This window comes from Streptomyces sp. NPDC056128, assembly GCF_042263835.1.
In the GTDB taxonomy this organism is placed as follows: domain Bacteria; phylum Actinomycetota; class Actinomycetes; order Streptomycetales; family Streptomycetaceae; genus Streptomyces.
This window is the reverse complement of sequence record NZ_JBHJVQ010000007.1, coordinates 55539-71003: the sequence shown is the minus strand read 5'-3', so window position 1 is coordinate 71003 and position 15465 is coordinate 55539. Positions and strand designations below refer to the sequence as shown.

Here is a 15465-nt window from a genome sequence, read left to right as displayed (position 1 = left end):
GCTCAGACCCCGCCGAGGAACCACCGCACATGTCATCTACGCGCATAGACGCCGAAACCCTCCGCCGCCTCCCCAAGGCCGTGCTGCACGACCACCTCGACGGCGGCCTGCGCCCCGCGACCGTCGTGGAACTGGCCGCGGCCGTCGGCCACACCCTGCCCACCACCGACCCCGACGAGCTGGCCGCCTGGTACTACGAGGCCGCCAACTCCGGTGACCTGGTGCGCTACATCGCCACCTTCGAGCACACCCTCGCCGTGATGCAGAACCGCGAGGGCCTGCTGCGTACCGCCGAGGAGTACGTCCTCGACCTCGCCGCCGACGGCGTCGTCTACGGCGAGGTCCGCTACGCCCCCGAGCTGATGACCGGCGGCGGTCTGACCCTCGCCGAGGTCGTCGAGACCGTCCAGGAGGGCCTGGCCGCCGGCATGGCCAAGGCCGCCGCGGCCGGCACCCCGGTCCGGGTCGGCACCCTGCTGTGCGGCATGCGGATGTTCGACCGCACCCGCGCCACCGCCGACCTCGCGGTGGCCTTCCGGGACGCCGGGGTCGTCGGCTTCGACATCGCCGGCGCCGAGGACGGCTTCCCGCCCGCCGACCACCTCGACGCCTTCGAGCACCTGCGCCGCGAGAACGTGCCCTTCACCATCCACGCCGGCGAGGCGCACGGCCTGCCCAGCATCCACCAGGCCCTCCAGGTGTGCGGCGCCCAGCGCATCGGCCACGGCGTGCGCATCACCGACGACATCCCCGACCTCGCCTCCGGCAAGCTGGGCCGCCTCGCGGGCTGGGTCCGCGACCGCCGGATCGCCCTGGAGATGTGCCCGACCTCCAACCTCCAGACCGGCGCCGCCACCTCGATCGCCGAGCACCCCATCACCGCGCTGAAGGACCTCGGCTTCCGCGTCACCCTGAACACGGACAACCGCCTCGTCTCGGGCACCACGATGACCCGCGAGATGTCCCTGCTCGTCGAGCAGGCCGGCTGGACTGTCGAGGACCTGCGCACGGTAACGGTGAACGCCCTCAAGAGCGCCTTCATCCCCTTCGACGAGCGCAACGCCCTGATCGAGGACGTCGTCCTGCCGGGCTACGCGGCGCTCTGAACGAGCCCGCGCACATAGGCCGCCTGTCCGACGTGCTGGAGATCGTCGGACAGGACGCTGACCAGCCGCGCGCCGAGGGTGACCGGCGGGTCCCAGTTGTCGTCCACGATCCGCTCCAGGTCCTTGGCGGCCAGGGAGCGCAGGGCGCCGAGCGTCTGCTCGTGCACGGCGTCGTAGTAGCCGGTCAGCAGGTCGCCCGAGTCGACGCGCACCTTCGCGACCTCGGCGGGACTGTGGCCGTACCCGGTGTCCCGGCGGGGCAGGCCGAGGCCGAAGCGCTTGTCCCACTCGCCGGTCAGCCACACCTGGTCGAGGCCGAAGGCGTCCGCGACGTGGTCGTCCTGGACGCGGGTGAGATGCCAGACGAGCCAGGAGACGGAGTTGGCTTCGTCGGCGGGGCGGGCGTTCAGGCCGTCGGGGTCCAGGCCCTCGACGGCGGCGTGGACTTCTTCCTGGATACGGGCATAGCCCTCGATGAGGATGTCCTTCGCATGCATACGTCCACCATCGCGCAGTCCGCCCTCACCCGCTCCCCGTTTCCAGCAGCCCCATCAGTGCCCGCGCCGCGGGGCTGGTCGCCTGGGCGGGCGGCAGCAGCGCGATCGTCTCGTACTGGGAGTCGCCCGACTCCTTCAGCGGCAGCGAGGTGAGCGAGGCCCGCTTGTGCCGGAAGTGCCGCGGCACCACCGCGATGCCGAGGTTCTCGTCGATCAGGTCGAGCAGCCCGTGCACGTCGTTCACCTCCAGCGGCACGGTCCGCCGCACGCCCGCCGCGGCGAAGACGGCGTCGGTGACGCGCCGCGGACCCCAGTCCGGGTGGAAGTCCACGAAGACCTCGTCGGCGAGATCGTGCGGGGTGAGCACCGCGCCGTCCGCCGCGAGCCGGTGGTCGGGGTGGCACAGCACCGTCATCGGCTCGCCGGACAGCGGGACCGAGCGCAGCTGTTCGGTGTCGGCCTGGGTGCGGTAGGCGAAGGCCAGGTCGAGCCGCCCGGCCGCCACCTCCTCGGCCAGCTCGCCGGAGCCCGCCTGCCGCAGCCGGATCTCCACGTCCGGGTGGAGCCGCCGGAACGCGGCCAGCAGCCCCGCCACCGGCACCCCGGCGATGCACTGCTCGGCGCCCAGCGAGAGCGTGCCGCGCAGCACCCCCTGCACGGCGGCCACCGCCTCGTGCGCCGACCGCACCTGGGCGAGGATCCGCTCCGCCTCGCCCAGCAGCGCCCGCCCGGCCTCCGTCAGCGTCACCCGGCGGGTGGTCCGCACGAACAGCGGCGCCCGCAGTTCCCGCTCCAGCGCCCGGATCGACGCCGACAGGCCCGACTGGGACACCAGCAGCCGCTCCGCCGCACGGGTGAAGTGCTGGTCCTCGGCGACCGCCACGAAATGCTGAAGATGACGCAGTTCCATGATTGAGAAGCGTAACCGCGCAATCCCATCGGATTCTTCTGTTGGACCACTGCACGCAGGTCAGGCCAGAGTGGGGGGCGGTTCCAGCCGGATCCACCCCTACCCGTACCCGGGTGCCCAACCCCCTCTGGAGTCGCGTTGTACACCGCACACCCCGACCGCTACGCGGACATGCCCTACCGGCGCACCGGACGCAGCGGCCTGAAGCTCCCCGCGCTCTCGCTCGGCCTGTGGCACAACTTCGGCCCGGACCGCCCCGCCGATACCCAGCGCGCCATCCTGCGCCGCGCCTTCGACCTCGGCGTCACCCACTTCGACCTCGCCAACAACTACGGCCCGCCGCCCGGCTCCGCCGAGTCCGCGCTGGGCGAGGCGCTGAAGGCCGACTTCGGGTCGTACCGCGACGAGCTGGTCGTCTCCACCAAGGCCGGCTACCTGATGTGGCCCGGCCCGTACGGCGAGTGGGGCTCGCGCAAGTACGTCCTGTCCTCCCTCGACCAGAGCCTGACCCGCATGGGCCTGGACTACGTCGACGTCTTCTACTCCCACCGCCCCGACCCGGAGACTCCCCTGGAGGAGACGATGGGCGCCCTGCACACGGCGGTGCAGCAGGGCAAGGCGCTCTACGTGGGCGTCTCGAACTACTCCGCGGAGCAGACCCGCGAGGCCGCCCGCATCCTCGGTGAGCTGGGCACCCCGCTGCTGATCCACCAGCCGCGCTACTCCATGCTCGACCGCCGCCCCGAGACCGGCGGCCTGCTGGACGCCCTCGACGAGCTGAAGGTCGGCTCCATCGCCTACTCCCCGCTGGAGCAGGGCCTGCTCACCGGCCGCTACCTCGACGGCATCCCGGAGGGTTCGCGCGCCGCGAGCGACAGCCCGTTCCTCAAGTCCGAGGCGGTCACCGAGGAGCTGGTGGGGCGGCTGCGCGCCCTGGACGAGATCGCGAAGTCCCGCGGCCAGTCGCTGGCCCAGATGGCTCTCGCGTGGGTGCTGCGCGGCGGCCGCGTGACCTCGGCGCTGGTCGGCGCGAGCAGCCCGCAGCAGCTGGAGGACAGCGTCTCGGCCACCAGGAACCTCGACTTCGGCTCCGACGAACTGGCCCGCATCGACAAGATCGTCAACAAGTAGGGGCGCGGCCACCGCACACCCGGGTCCCGGAGGCGGGTCGCCGCCTCCGGGACCCGGGGCGTTCGCCGGGGCGCCCTCACGCCCCGGCGGGCACTCGGTCCAGGAAGCCGAACACGGCGCTGATCCGGTCCTCGTCGTCCAGCGTGACCACGTCGAACCCGGCCACCGGTGCGGAGCCGTCGGCCTCGCTGACCAGCTCCCAGGAGAAGCGCGCCGTGTCGTGGTGCCCGTCCACGGCACCGGACAGCCGGAAGACGAAGCCGGGGAACTGCTCGTGCGCCGCCGCGATCACGGCCGCGATCTGCTCGTGGCCGCGGACATCGGCCAGGGGGTCGGTGTAGCCGCCGTCATTGGTCCAGGCCGCGGCGACCGCCTTGGCCCGCGCCTCCGGTGCCGCGTTCCACGCCTCGAAGTAGCGGGCGACGGCGTCTTCGTGGCGGCGGGCGGGTGCGGATGCGGACATGGCGATCAGCCTCCATCGAGGTCGTGTGCGCTGGTCAGGGACCGGGTCCCGGTCTCGGCGACCCGGTACCGCAACCATGCCCGCACCCGCGCGCACCGTCGATTACCCCCGGGGTCATGGCGGCGCCCCGCGCATCCGCCGGCGGACCGTCCGCCCGGAATCGGGACGGCCGACGGCACGGGTCGGCTTTCGGCCATCAACGGCCGTGAATATGCCAGGAGACTGGCCGGAAATTCATGGTGACAGTGATTCATCGGTGAACATACTCACCTCTAGGGCCTCTCACACCATGCGACAGCGCCCTCACGCACAGCACACGAGCCGCACGGACGCCCTGCCCGACCGGCAGGCGGTGGGTGACGGGGGAGGGTAGCAGTGCACGACGAGTTCCTGTGCCACGTCACGGCCTACGGCGTCTGTGACGGCCGGCGCATCGGTGTCCCGCTCGGTACCTACCGGGCTCCCACCCTCGCCCTGGCCCTGTGGTGGCTGCGCGACCGCGCCTCCTGGATGGCCGAGCGGCTGGACCCGCAGCCCGACACCCCCCACTTACCGCGCGCCGCCCTGACCCCCGTCGCCGACGACGCGCCCGACGTGCCGCGCGTGCTGCGCACCTGGTGCGCCGACGACCTCCAGCAGGAACTGGTCGCCGACGAGCTGGCCGCGGGGCATCTGGTGCGGATCGCGACCAGCGACGACACCACCGAGTACGAGCTGATGGCCGAGTCCGTGGACGCACTCCGCATGCAACGGGCCTCCCCGCCCCTCGTCGTCCCGGTGGCCTGACCCTCCGAGGGCCTGCGGGACCGCCCTAGGAGCCCGTCGGAGCCCGCCCCGCCCGCCGCCCCGCCCACCGTGCGAGCAGCGCGCCGAGCGCCCCCGCGACCAGTCCCCACAGCAGCGCGAGACCCACCGCACTCCACAGTTGCGGCCGCAGGAAGAGCCGGCCGGAGAGGCCGCCGCCCAGGTCGCCGATGCCGAGCACGGACAGCCCGTAGTGGGCGAAGACGCGGCCGACGAGGCCGATCATCAGGACCGTCAGCGCCAGGGCCACCGCCAGGTGCACCGCGTGCAGCCAGACCGGCATCCGGGCCGGTGAGCGGAGCGCCATGACGAACCCGGCCGCCACGACCAGGACCGCCGCGGCGACCAGCAGCCACCACATCCGCCCGTCCTGCTCGGTGAGCGTGCCCAGGTTCACGGTCGAGACGTCCTCCGTGCGCAGCACCTCGTCCACCACCCGCGGCATCGGCAGCCCGAACGGCCCCTCGACCCGCCCGTTCCAGGTCGCGCCCAGGCCGATCGTGAGCGCCGGCCAGGCCAGGTTCGGCAGGCCAAGGAGCAGCACGGCGAAGGTGTCCGCCGGGTGCCCGCGCGTCCCGGCGACGACCAGGCCGACGACGACGCCGATGACGACGTAGGCGAGCAGCAGCGCGACCATCGCGTACGCCGCCGGCCGCACCGACGTCTGCAGGCGCAGCAGCCGGCCGGGCAGCGGCGCCCCGCGGGAGACCAGCAGGGCCAGCACCAGCACGCCCGCCAGCCACAGCAGCCCGAAGAGCACGGTCAGCGGCACGTCCGCGGTGAATCCGACGGTCGGCCTGACGCCGAACAGGTCGCCGAGGTCGCTCAGCACACCCTCGCCGAGGGAGACCTCGAAGGTCTGCCGCGCGGCGAAGGCCAGCCCGAGGAGCGCGAGCAGCCACAGGAACGCGATCCGCCCCGCCCAGCCGGCCAGCTCGGGGGCGCCGGCGACGGCACGGTGGCGCAGGGGCCGCAGGAAGCCGTAGGCGATCACCAGCGCACCGGTCAGGGTGACGGACAGCGGCATCACGGTCAGCCCCGCGTCGGTGTCGGCGAACTCCCCGGCGTCCCCGGCCAGTTCCAGCGCGCCGCCCAGGGCGGTGACGACGGTCGCCACGACCACCCGGGGGAAGGCGTTGTCGGGCAGGTTAGCGGCCCCGGCCGCCCACAGTCCGAGCGAGGCCACGACGCCCATGGCGACCAGAGCGGCCAGCACGGTGCCCAGGGCCTGCGCCCAGCCGTGCCGGGCGACCGCCCGGCCGGGGGGTGCGGTCCGGCCGGGCGTTCCGGAGGGATTTCGCGCACTCACGCTGCCACGCTAAGCAGGCCCCGCCGGGCCCGCCCGCCGACTGGGCCGTCCGCGCGGTGGCCCGCCGTCCCCGGTCAGGCGGCGCGGACGACCAGGGCGTGCTCGCCGAGCCCCAGGAGGCGGTCGGGCGACACCTCGCCCCGGGTGGTGAAGACCGCGAGGACACGGCCCGTCGCCGTGTCGAAGGCGGCGTCCAGTACGGTGCCGTGTGAGGTGCCCGCCTCGGTCAGGACCCGGTGGCCCAGCAGGTCGTGGTGGGGCACGGGCGGCTCGGTGGAGCCCGTGGGCCGCACCCGGACGGCGCTGGGTCCGATCGTGTCCACCGCGTCCCAGGCCAGCGCCGTCTCCCGGCGCAGGTGCCCGCCGCGGAACCGGACGTGGCTCACGGTGCCGGAGGCGATGTCGACGGTCAGCGAAACCACGGTGCCGAGCGGGCCCGCCCCGGGGGCCGACGGCACCACCGGCAGCCCTCGCACCTCGGTGAACAGCATCACGGCAGCGAGCCCCGCCACGGGCCGGGCACACCGCCCACCAGGGAGCTGAAACCCGGCAGGTCGTCGGCGACGTGCCGGACGGCGTCCTCGGGCAGGACGAGGGCGCGACCGGTGACCGAGAGCGTCCCGCCGCGCGGCACGTACACCCGCCGCCGGTGCCGGGTCTGCCCCGGCACGAACCGCCGGCTCGCCGCCACCCGGAAGCCGACGACCCGCCCGGCGGTGCCGCCCTCCACGACGACGTCGAGCACCGTGCCGACCTCGGCGCCCGCCTCGGTCAGCACCCGCGCGCCCAGCAGCCGGGCCCGCAGGGGCTGCTGCCGCGCCGTCATGGCCGCCGCGTCCACCAGGCCCCGCCGGTCGCGGATCATCACCGCGTCGTGGCCCAGCGCGTACACGGCCGCCCAGGGCAGGCCGTCCTTCAGCGAGCCGGACAGCAGCCCTCGCCCTGTCAGGGTGAAACCGGTGATCCGGGCCGCGGCGGCGTCGCATACGGTGTCCTTGACGTGGGCGACGGCGTCGCCGCCGAGGGTCACCACCGGCCGGGTGGTGATGCTTCGCGCGGCCATCAGCTCGTTCATCGCACCCCTTCCCGCCTCCTCGGGTTCCCCGCTCCACTGTGACGATGCCCGCACTACGAGAAGACGGGGACTGCGCCGCGCGGCTCGGGGTACGAGGACGGGTGCAGCAGCGTCCGGCCAGTCCGGCTTCCGAGAGAGACACGCATGACCGAGCACCTGGACGGGGCAGTGATACCTACTGGTTTCGACGTCCCCGTTGAACCGCTGAGGCGGGCGGCACACTACTCCGGTGAGCCGGGATGCATAGCGCAGGCGCGAGGTTTCGCCGCGCTCTTCCTCGACCAGCTGAGGACCGAGTGGTGCGCCGCGATCGGCGCCCGCTCCGACGGCGCGGTCCTGCTGGTGGTGAGTGAACTCGTGACCAACGCCGACCGCCACAGCAAGGGCCCGTACATCCTGGAACTGGAGGGCACCGGCGCCTCGGTGGCGGTGACCGTCTACGACAGCAGCGGCGCGGTGCCCGAGCGGTTCCCCAAGGACCCCGAACGCGTGGGGCACCACGGCCTGGAGATCGTGCACGCCCTGGCGGAGACCGTCGTCGTCGAACCCGTCCCGGTCGGCAAGCGGGTACGCGCCGTGGTGCCGCTCACGGAGGCGTGAACGTGAGCGTGGTGCCCCTCACCGAAGCGTGAGGAGCACCACGAAGAACCACGAACCGCGGCGTCAGGCGCAGCCGAGTTCGCCCAGCATGCCCTCGCGCAGCCGCGTGATGATCCGCTTGATCAGCCGGGACACGTGCATCTGCGAGCAGCCGAGCTCCGCGCCGATCTCGGCCTGGGTGGCCTCCTCGACGAACCGCATGTGGATGATCCGGCGGTCGCGCTCGCTCAGCTCGGCCATCAGCGGCGCGAGCGAGTGGAAGTCCTCGACGAGCCGCAGCCCGTCCTCCTCCACACCGATGAAGTCGGCCAGCACCGACTCGCCGTTCTCCGGGCCGTCGCCGGTCAGCGCCGCGTCCAGCGAGGACGAGTTGTAGCCGTTGGACGCGATCTGGCCCTCGATCACCTCGTTCTCGCCGATGTTCATCAGCGTGGCGAGTTCGGCCACGGTGGGCTCGCGGTCCAGCCGGGAGGAGAGCTCCTCGCGGGCCTTGGCCAGCTCCACGCGCAGCTCCTGGAGCCGGCGCGGCACGTGCACCGCCCACGTGGTGTCCCGGAAGAAGCGCTTGATCTCGCCGACGATGTACGGCAGCGCGAAAGACGTGAACTCGACCTCGCGCGACAGCTCGAACCGGTCGATGGCCTTGATCAGGCCGATCATGCCGGTCTGGACGATGTCCTCCATGTCGTCCCCGCGACCGCGGAAACGGCCGGCGGCGAACCGCACGAGCGACATGTTCATCTCGATCAGGGTGTTGCGCGCGTACTGGTACTCGTGCGTGCCCTCTTCGAGCTCCGTCAGGCGCTGGAAGAACTGGCGGGACAACTGCCGGGCGTCACGCGGCGCCACGGTACGGGGGTCCACGACCCCGGGCAGGGTTCCGTCACCCGTCCCGCCCCCGGCGGTCTTCCCGACAACCTGCGCTTTCGGCCGGACCACGGCGGTCTCCATTACCTCTCCCACGAAAGTCACGGTTCAGACGTCTCCCTAGGTTTTTCCCGCCTGCGGGTACCCGGGTCACGGCAGCACATGCCCCCCGTTCTCACGGGTGGCGGAAAACGGGTGCCGCCGCGTCGTCGCGGGGTGATGCCTCCTCTCTCAGCGTAGTCCCGCGAGTGGCCCCCGTCACCCGCGGATTTCCCTCAGGGCGGAACGCCGACCCCTTCCGTGACGCGGCCGGGCTCCTAGGCTGAGCACGTGACCAGCCACGTGCCGAACGAAGCCCGCGTCATTCCGCTGCGCCCGCAGGCCACGCGCCCGGGACCCCGCCCCGCCGTCGCGCCGGCGCCCACGGAGCGAAGGCCGCCCACCGTCCGCGAGCCCCTCTGGCGCGACCTGGTCGGCGACGTCCTGCGCGGCGAACGCCTCGCCCAGGAGCGGACCCTGAAGGAGGTGTCGGACGCCGCCCGGATCTCCATGCCGTACCTGTCGGAGGTGGAGCGCGGGCGCAAGGAGGCGTCGTCGGAGGTGCTCGCCGCCGCCGCGGGCGCCCTCGGGCTCTCCCTGGGCGACCTGCTGGCCCGGGCCCACGGGGAGCTGGTCCGCCTCACCTCGCGGCACACCGGCGCGGGCGCCGGCCGGGGCACCTCCGGCGCGCGGCACGACGGGATGTGCCTGGCCGCCTGAGAAGACCGTCCGGGCCGGCGCCCCCGTGCGACGCCGGCCCGGCTCCTCACACCCGTGCCAGGCGCCGGGCGAGCACCTCGTCGGCCAGCCCGTACGCCACCGCCTCCTCGGCGGTGAACACCTTGTCGCGGTCCATGTCGGCGCGCAGGGTCGCGACGTCGTGGCGGGTGTGCCGGGCCAGCACCTCCTCGACCTGGGAGCGGATCCGGACCATCTCCTTGGCCTGCAGCGCCAGGTCGGAGACCGTGCCCTGCCGGCCGCCGCTGGCCGGCTGTCCCAGCAGGACCCGCGCGTGCTCCAGCACGAACCGCCGCCCCGGGTCCCCGCCGGCCAGCAGCACGGCCGCCGTGGACGCCGCCTGCCCGACGCAGAACGTCGAGATCGGCGCCTGCACGAACGTCATCGTGTCGTAGATCGCCATCAGCGAGGTGAACGAGCCCCCCGGGGAGTTGATGTAGACGGCGATCTCGGTCTCCGGGGCCGACGACTCCAGGTGCAGGAGCTGCGCGATCACGACGTTGGCCACGCCGTCGTCGATCTCGGTGCCCAGGAAGATGATCCGCTCCGACAGCAGCCGGCTGAACACGTCGTAGGACCGCTCGCCCTGCGGGGTGCGCTCGACGACGTTCGGAATCGTGTAGCTCCCCATGTCACAGCCCCATCCGTCGCGCGGGCGCGGCCGGGCGCACGTCCGCTAGAGAGTGGACGACCCGGTCCACCATTCCGTACTCCTTGGCCTCCTCGGCCGTGAACCAGCGGTCGCGGTCGCCGTCCCGGGAGATGGTCTCCGGTGTCTGGCCCGTGTGCTCGGCGGTGATCCGCTCGATGGTCCGCTTGGTGAACTCCAGGTTGTCGGCCTGGATCTCGATGTCGGCGGTGGTGCCGCCGATGCCCGCGGAGGGCTGGTGCATCATGACCCGCGCGTTCGGCAGCGCGTAGCGCTTGCCCGCCGCGCCGACGCTCAGCAGGAACTGACCCATGCTGGCGGCGAAGCCCATGGCGAGCGTCGAGACGTCGTTGGGGATCAGCCGCATCGTGTCGTAGACGGCGAGCCCCGCGTGCACGGAGCCGCCGGGGCTGTTGATGAACAGGGTGATGTCGGCGCGCGGGTCCTGTGCGGACAGGATCAGCAACTGGGCGCAGACCCGGTTCGCGGAGACCTCGTCCACCTGCGTGCCCAGCAGCACGATCCGCTGGTCGAGCAATTGCGCGGCGAGCTGTTCGTCGAACCGGGTCGCGGGGGTGTCGCCCTCCTCCGCGCGGGGCCGTGCGGCCGGGCCGGGGCCGGCGGTCAGTGGGAACATCGGCGCTCCTTGTCGAGTCGTGGACGGTCCTGGAGGGTGGGTGGTACGCGGCTTGCGGCGCCGCGTTCCCTCACTCCTTCACTCTTGGCCCGCCGCGGACCCGGGCGGCGCTTTCTCTGCCCGCGGCAGATTCGCCACGAGCAGAGCGATGACTTTCGCGCTCCGCGCCGGTCGACAGTGGTGACCGAGTTCCAGGCCCAGGAGGCAGTCATGAGCACCGACGGATTCACCACGTGTCTCTGGTTCGACGGCACGGCCGAGGAGGCCGCCCACTTCTACGTCTCCCTCTTCAAGAACTCCCGCGTCGGCGCCGTCACCCACTACCCCGAGGGGTCGTACCAGCCGGCCGGCACCGTCCTCACCGTCGACTTCACCGCCAACGGCCAGAAGTTCGTCGCCCTCAACGGCGGCCCGCAGTTCCGGTTCAACGAGGCGGTCTCCTTCCAGATCTCCTGCGAGAACCAGGACGAGGTCGACCACTACTGGGCGAAGCTCACCGAGGGCGGCGGCGAGGAGGGCCCCTGCGGCTGGCTCAAGGACCGGTTCGGCGTGTCCTGGCAGGTCGTCCCGATCCGGCTGGAGGAGATGTTCCGCGACCCGGACCCCGAGAAGGTCGCGCGCGCCAACAAGGCCATGATGGCGATGCGCAAGCTCGACATCGCCGCACTGGAGCTGGCGTACGCCGGGAAGTGAGGCGTGCTTCCGGCGCGCGGGGCGGGCCGGGGGTGACTAGCGTGAGGAAGCGGACGGCCCCTGCCGTCCGGACCAGTCATTCGCACGGGAGGCGGCACCATGGCCGTGCAACCTGAAGGGGCCCCCTGCTGGGCCGACGCGATGTTCGGCGACGTCGAGGCAGCCAAGAGCTTCTACGGCGACGTCCTCGGCTGGACCTTCGGCGAGGCATCGTCGGAGTACGGCAACTACACCGAGTGCTACGCGAACGGCAAGGCGGTGGCGGCCGTGGTCCCGCCCATGCCCGGCCAGGAGGGCCCCGCGCAGTGGTGCCTCTACCTCGCGTCCCGGGACGCCGCGGCGACCGCGGCCCGCATCCGGGAGGCCGGCGGCGAGGTGGTGATGGAGCCGATGCAGGTCGGCGACTACGGCACCATGTGCCTGGCCCGCGACCCGAGCGGCGTCGTCTTCGGCGTCTGGCAGGCAGGCACCCACGAAGGCTTCGAGGCGATGGCCGAGCCCGGCGCGTACTGCTGGGCCGAGGTCTTCACCCGCGAACCCGGGAAGTCGGACGCCTTCTTCCCCCAGGTCTTCTCCTACAAGGCGAAGCAGATGGACGACGACGGGGTGGACTTCCGCCTCTTCGACCTCGGCGACCGCACCGTCCTGGGCCGCATGGCCATGGGAGACGACTTCCCGCCCGAGGTTCCCCCCTACATCAACGTCTACTTCACCGTCCCCGACTGCGACGCCGCCGTGGCCCGCGCCACCGAACGCGGCGGCGTCCTGCGGTTCGGGCCGATGGACACCCCGTTCGGCAGGTTCGCGGCGCTGAGCGACCCGCAGGGCGCGGCCTTCTCGGTGATCGACATCACCACCACCGAGGGGGAGATGCCGAAGATCACGGACGTCGCCTGAGCCCCGTCCGGGCACCCCGCCGCGCCATGGCATGATCGGGCGCATGGGTGAACGTGTGGTGGCCGCGTGCGACGGGGCGTCGAAGGGAAACCCGGGTCCGGCCGGCTGGGCCTGGGTGGTCGCCGACGCCTCGGAGACCCCGGTCCGCTGGGAGGCCGGTCCGCTCGGCAGGGCGACCAACAACATCGCCGAACTCACGGCGCTGGAACGCCTGCTGGCGTCGACCGACCCGGACGTGCCGCTCGAGGTCCGCATGGACTCGCAGTACGCCATGAAGGCCGTCACCACCTGGCTGCCCGGCTGGAAGCGCAACGGCTGGAAGACGGCGGCCGGCAAGCCGGTCGCCAACCAGGAACTGGTCGTGCGCATCGACGAGCTGCTCGCCGGCCGCTCGGTCGACTTCCGCTACGTCCCCGCCCACCAGGTCGACGGCGACCGCCTCAACGACTTCGCCGACCGCGCCGCCAGCCAGGCCGCGGTGGTCCAGGAGCCCGCGGGCAGCGGCCTCGGCTCCCCGGAGCCGCCGCCCGCCCCCGACGTCCCGGCGGCCGGGAAGTCACCGCGCCGCAAGCCGGGCACCGCCCGCAAGAGCAACGGTTCCGCGGCGCGCACCATCAAGGCGAAGTTCCCGGGCCGCTGCCTGTGCGGACGCGCCTACGCGGCGGGGGAGTCCATCGCCAAGAACGACCAGGGCTGGGGCCACCCGGAGTGCCGCACGGCGACCGCCGGCTGATCCGCGCGGACCCCTCGGCCGTGTGACGCCGTTCTGCCGCCCCACCCTTGCTACTCTGCGTGTCTCCATGACCGCGACGAGTGCATACCAGGGGTGTGTGTGAAGGTCGCCTGCGTCGGCGGCGGGCCCGCCGGACTGTATCTGTCCATCCTGCTGAAGCTGCAGGACCCGTCCCACGACATCACCGTCTACGAACGTGACCCGGAGGGCTCCACCTACGGCTGGGGCGTCACCTACTGGCGCGGACTGCTCGACCGGCTCCGGGAGCACGACCCCGAATCGGCGCGCGCCGTCGAGGAGCACTCCGTGCGCTGGCGCGACGGCGTCGCCCACGTCGGCGACGTCTCCACCCGGCACCAGGGCGACGAGGGCTTCGGCATCGGCCGCCACCGGCTCCTGGAGATCCTCGCCGCCCGCGCCCGCTCCCTCGGCGTGCGCCTGGAGTTCGACCACGAGATCACCGGCGCGAACCCGCCCGCCGCCGACCTCGTGGTGGCCGCCGACGGCGTGGGCAGCGCGCTGCGCACCCACCACGCCGCGCACTTCGGCAGCGAGATCACCTTCGGCCGCAACCGCTACGTCTGGCTCGGCACCACCAAGGTCTTCGACGCCTTCACCTTCGCCTTCACCGAGACCGACCACGGCTGGATCTGGGCCTACGGGTACGGGTTCGGCCCCGGCGGCAGCACCTGCGTCGTCGAGTGCGCGCCCGAGACCTGGACCGGTCTGGGTCTCGACCGGGCCGACGAGGGCGAGGCGCTGGTCCTGCTGGAGAAGCTCTTCGCCGACGTCCTGGACGGACACCCGCTCACCGCACGCTCCGGCGGCGGTCGCGCCGGCGCCGGCTGGCCCGCCTTCCGCACCCTCACCAACCGCACCTGGTCCCGGGACAACCTCGTCCTGCTCGGCGACGCCGCCCACACCACGCACTACTCCATCGGCGCCGGCACCACGCTCGCCCTGGAGGACGCCATGGCCCTGGCCGCGGCGGTGCGCGAGCACGCCCGCCTTCCCGACGCGCTCGCCCGGTACGAGCAAGAACGCAGGGCCGCCCTGCTGCCGGTGCAGAGCGCCGCCCGCCACAGCGCCCAGTGGTACGAGAACCTGCCCCGCTACCTCCGGCTGCCCCCGGAACGGATGTTCGCCCTGCTCGGCCAGCGCCACTCACCCCTGCTCCCGTACCTCCCGCCCGGCCTCTACTACCGGCTCGACCGGGCGGCGGGGCGCCTGGAGGCGCTGCGCCGGTTCAAGCGCTGGCTGGGGCCGCGGCTGGCGCGGACCGCGCAGGCCCGCAGACTCGCGGGCGCACGGCGGATGACAGACTGACGCCATGGACGAGCGCACTTTCGGCAGGTCGGATCAGCACGCGTCGGTGGTCGGCCTCGGCACCTGGCAACTGGGCGCCGACTGGGGGGACGTCGACGACAAGAAGGCCCTCACGGTGCTGGAGGCGGCCGCCGAGTCGGGGGTGACCTTCTTCGACACCGCCGACGTCTACGGCGACGGCCGCAGCGAGGAGACCATCGCCACGTTCCTGCGCGGCAGGCCCGACCTGCACGTGCTGGTCGCCACCAAGATGGGCCGCCGGGTCGAGCAGATCCCGCAGAACTACGTCCTCGACAACTTCCGCGAGTGGAACGACCGGTCGCGCCGCAACCTCGGCGTCGACGTCGTCGACCTGGTGCAGCTGCACTGCCCGCCGACCTCCGTCTACTCCAGCGACGAGGTCTTCGACGCCCTGGACACACTGGTCGAGGAGGAGCGCGTCGCCGCGTACGGCGTGAGCGTGGAGACCTGCCAGGAGGCGCTGACCGCGATCGCCCGGCCCAACGTGGCGAGCGTGCAGATCATCCTCAACCCGTTCCGGATGAAGCCCCTGACCGAGGTCCTGCCCGCGGCCCGGGAGGCGGGCGTCGGCATCATCGCCCGGGTGCCGCTCGCCTCCGGACTGCTGTCCGGCAAGTACACCAAGGACACCGTCTTCGCCGCGAACGACCACCGGAACTTCAACCGGCACGGCGAGGCCTTCGACCAGGGCGAGACCTTCTCCGGCGTCGACTTCGCCACCGGTGTGGAGGCCGCCGCGGAGTTCGCCGCGCTCGCCCCCGAGGGATACACCCCGGCCCAGCTGGCCCTGCGCTGGGTCGTCCAGCAGCCCGGTGTGACCACGGTGATCCCGGGAGCCCGTTCGCCCGAGCAGGCACGCGCCAACACCGACGCCGCCCGGCTCCCGGAACTGTCCGACCGGACCCTCGCGGCCGTCCGCGATCTCTACGACCGGCGGATCAAGGACCAGGTCGAGGGCCGCTGGTAGCAG

General features: G+C 72.6%; 19 protein-coding genes. 10 read left to right on the top strand and 9 right to left on the bottom strand.

The window, feature by feature from the left end; genetic code table 11:
• Positions 1-29: 29 nt before the first annotated feature.
• Complete coding sequence (locus ACFC1X_RS16590; RefSeq protein ID WP_376353983.1) at positions 30-1106, top strand: adenosine deaminase; 1077 nt, start codon at positions 30-32, stop codon at positions 1104-1106.
• Here ACFC1X_RS16590 and ACFC1X_RS16585 read toward each other — a convergent pair.
• Positions 1091-1603 (bottom strand): DinB family protein, encoded by a 513-nt coding sequence (locus tag ACFC1X_RS16585; protein WP_376353981.1) that lies wholly within the window; start codon positions 1601-1603, stop codon positions 1091-1093. The two genes, ACFC1X_RS16590 and ACFC1X_RS16585, sit on opposite strands and share 16 nt — an antisense overlap.
• A 25-nt stretch (positions 1604-1628) precedes the next feature.
• A complete protein-coding gene (locus tag ACFC1X_RS16580) occupies positions 1629-2513 on the bottom strand; it encodes a LysR family transcriptional regulator (protein ID WP_376353978.1) in 885 nt (294 codons plus the stop codon).
• Positions 2514-2651: 138 nt separating this feature from the next.
• Here ACFC1X_RS16580 and mgrA point away from each other — a divergent pair, with 138 nt between their 5' ends.
• Complete coding sequence (gene mgrA, locus ACFC1X_RS16575; RefSeq protein WP_376353975.1) at positions 2652-3644, top strand: L-glyceraldehyde 3-phosphate reductase; 993 nt, start codon at positions 2652-2654, stop codon at positions 3642-3644.
• A gap of 76 nt (positions 3645-3720) precedes the next feature.
• Here mgrA and ACFC1X_RS16570 read toward each other — a convergent pair whose 3' ends face one another.
• Positions 3721-4107 (bottom strand): nuclear transport factor 2 family protein, encoded by a 387-nt coding sequence (locus ACFC1X_RS16570; protein ID WP_376353973.1) that lies wholly within the window; start codon positions 4105-4107, stop codon positions 3721-3723.
• 375 nt (positions 4108-4482) lie between these two features.
• Here ACFC1X_RS16570 and ACFC1X_RS16565 point away from each other — a divergent pair, with 375 nt between their 5' ends.
• Positions 4483-4893, top strand: coding sequence for a hypothetical protein (locus ACFC1X_RS16565; protein ID WP_376353970.1), 411 nt, complete (start codon positions 4483-4485; stop codon positions 4891-4893).
• A 25-nt stretch (positions 4894-4918) separates the two neighbouring features.
• On the opposite strand, the gene ACFC1X_RS16560 is transcribed toward ACFC1X_RS16565, so the two are convergent.
• The 3 genes from ACFC1X_RS16560 to ACFC1X_RS16550 all read right to left on the bottom strand — a co-directional run bounded on the left by ACFC1X_RS16560 (position 4919) and on the right by ACFC1X_RS16550 (position 7295).
• Positions 4919-6220 carry a streptophobe family protein gene (locus ACFC1X_RS16560; RefSeq protein ID WP_376353968.1) on the bottom strand — a complete coding sequence of 434 codons (1302 nt, stop codon included), beginning with the start codon at positions 6218-6220 and terminating at the stop codon, positions 4919-4921.
• A 74-nt stretch (positions 6221-6294) separates the two neighbouring features.
• Positions 6295-6714 (bottom strand): PRC-barrel domain-containing protein, encoded by a 420-nt coding sequence (locus ACFC1X_RS16555; protein WP_376354532.1) that lies wholly within the window; start codon positions 6712-6714, stop codon positions 6295-6297.
• Positions 6711-7295 (bottom strand): PRC-barrel domain-containing protein, encoded by a 585-nt coding sequence (locus ACFC1X_RS16550; protein WP_376353966.1) that lies wholly within the window; start codon positions 7293-7295, stop codon positions 6711-6713. Before ACFC1X_RS16550 ends, ACFC1X_RS16555 begins: the two co-directional genes overlap by 4 nt.
• A gap of 144 nt (positions 7296-7439) precedes the next feature.
• Between ACFC1X_RS16550 and ACFC1X_RS16545 the strand changes: the two genes are divergently transcribed.
• Positions 7440-7895, top strand: a complete 456-nt coding sequence (locus ACFC1X_RS16545; RefSeq protein ID WP_376353963.1) for an ATP-binding protein — start codon at positions 7440-7442, stop codon at positions 7893-7895.
• Positions 7896-7958: 63 nt separating this feature from the next.
• Here ACFC1X_RS16545 and ACFC1X_RS16540 read toward each other — a convergent pair whose 3' ends face one another.
• Complete coding sequence (locus tag ACFC1X_RS16540) at positions 7959-8846, bottom strand: RNA polymerase sigma factor SigF (protein ID WP_234959341.1); 888 nt, start codon at positions 8844-8846, stop codon at positions 7959-7961.
• A gap of 246 nt (positions 8847-9092) precedes the next feature.
• Between ACFC1X_RS16540 and ACFC1X_RS16535 the strand changes: the two genes are divergently transcribed.
• Positions 9093-9521, top strand: coding sequence for a helix-turn-helix domain-containing protein (locus tag ACFC1X_RS16535; RefSeq protein ID WP_376353961.1), 429 nt, complete (start codon positions 9093-9095; stop codon positions 9519-9521).
• Positions 9522-9567: 46 nt separating this feature from the next.
• On the opposite strand, the gene ACFC1X_RS16530 is transcribed toward ACFC1X_RS16535, so the two are convergent.
• Positions 9568-10170, bottom strand: a complete 603-nt coding sequence (locus ACFC1X_RS16530) for a ClpP family protease (protein ID WP_125490397.1) — start codon at positions 10168-10170, stop codon at positions 9568-9570.
• A 1-nt stretch (position 10171) separates the two neighbouring features.
• Positions 10172-10825 (bottom strand): ATP-dependent Clp protease proteolytic subunit, encoded by a 654-nt coding sequence (locus ACFC1X_RS16525; protein ID WP_376353959.1) that lies wholly within the window; start codon positions 10823-10825, stop codon positions 10172-10174.
• 210 nt (positions 10826-11035) lie between these two features.
• On the opposite strand from ACFC1X_RS16525, the gene ACFC1X_RS16520 reads away from it, so the two are divergent.
• The 5 genes from ACFC1X_RS16520 to ACFC1X_RS16500 all read left to right on the top strand — a co-directional run bounded on the left by ACFC1X_RS16520 (position 11036) and on the right by ACFC1X_RS16500 (position 15462).
• The gene (locus ACFC1X_RS16520; RefSeq protein ID WP_376353956.1) at positions 11036-11518 is read left to right on the top strand and encodes a VOC family protein; all 483 of its coding nucleotides are present in this window, start codon (positions 11036-11038) and stop codon (positions 11516-11518) included.
• Between the two features lie 99 nt (positions 11519-11617).
• On the top strand, positions 11618-12415 hold the full coding sequence (locus tag ACFC1X_RS16515) for a VOC family protein (protein ID WP_376353953.1): 798 nt from the start codon (positions 11618-11620) through the stop codon (positions 12413-12415).
• 31 nt (positions 12416-12446) lie between these two features.
• A complete protein-coding gene (locus tag ACFC1X_RS16510) occupies positions 12447-13148 on the top strand; it encodes a ribonuclease H (RefSeq protein WP_376353950.1) in 702 nt (233 codons plus the stop codon).
• A gap of 93 nt (positions 13149-13241) precedes the next feature.
• Positions 13242-14474, top strand: coding sequence for an FAD-dependent monooxygenase (locus tag ACFC1X_RS16505; protein ID WP_376353947.1), 1233 nt, complete (start codon positions 13242-13244; stop codon positions 14472-14474).
• Positions 14475-14478: 4 nt separating this feature from the next.
• Positions 14479-15462, top strand: coding sequence for an aldo/keto reductase (locus tag ACFC1X_RS16500; protein ID WP_376353945.1), 984 nt, complete (start codon positions 14479-14481; stop codon positions 15460-15462).
• The last annotated feature ends 3 nt before the right edge of the window (positions 15463-15465 follow it).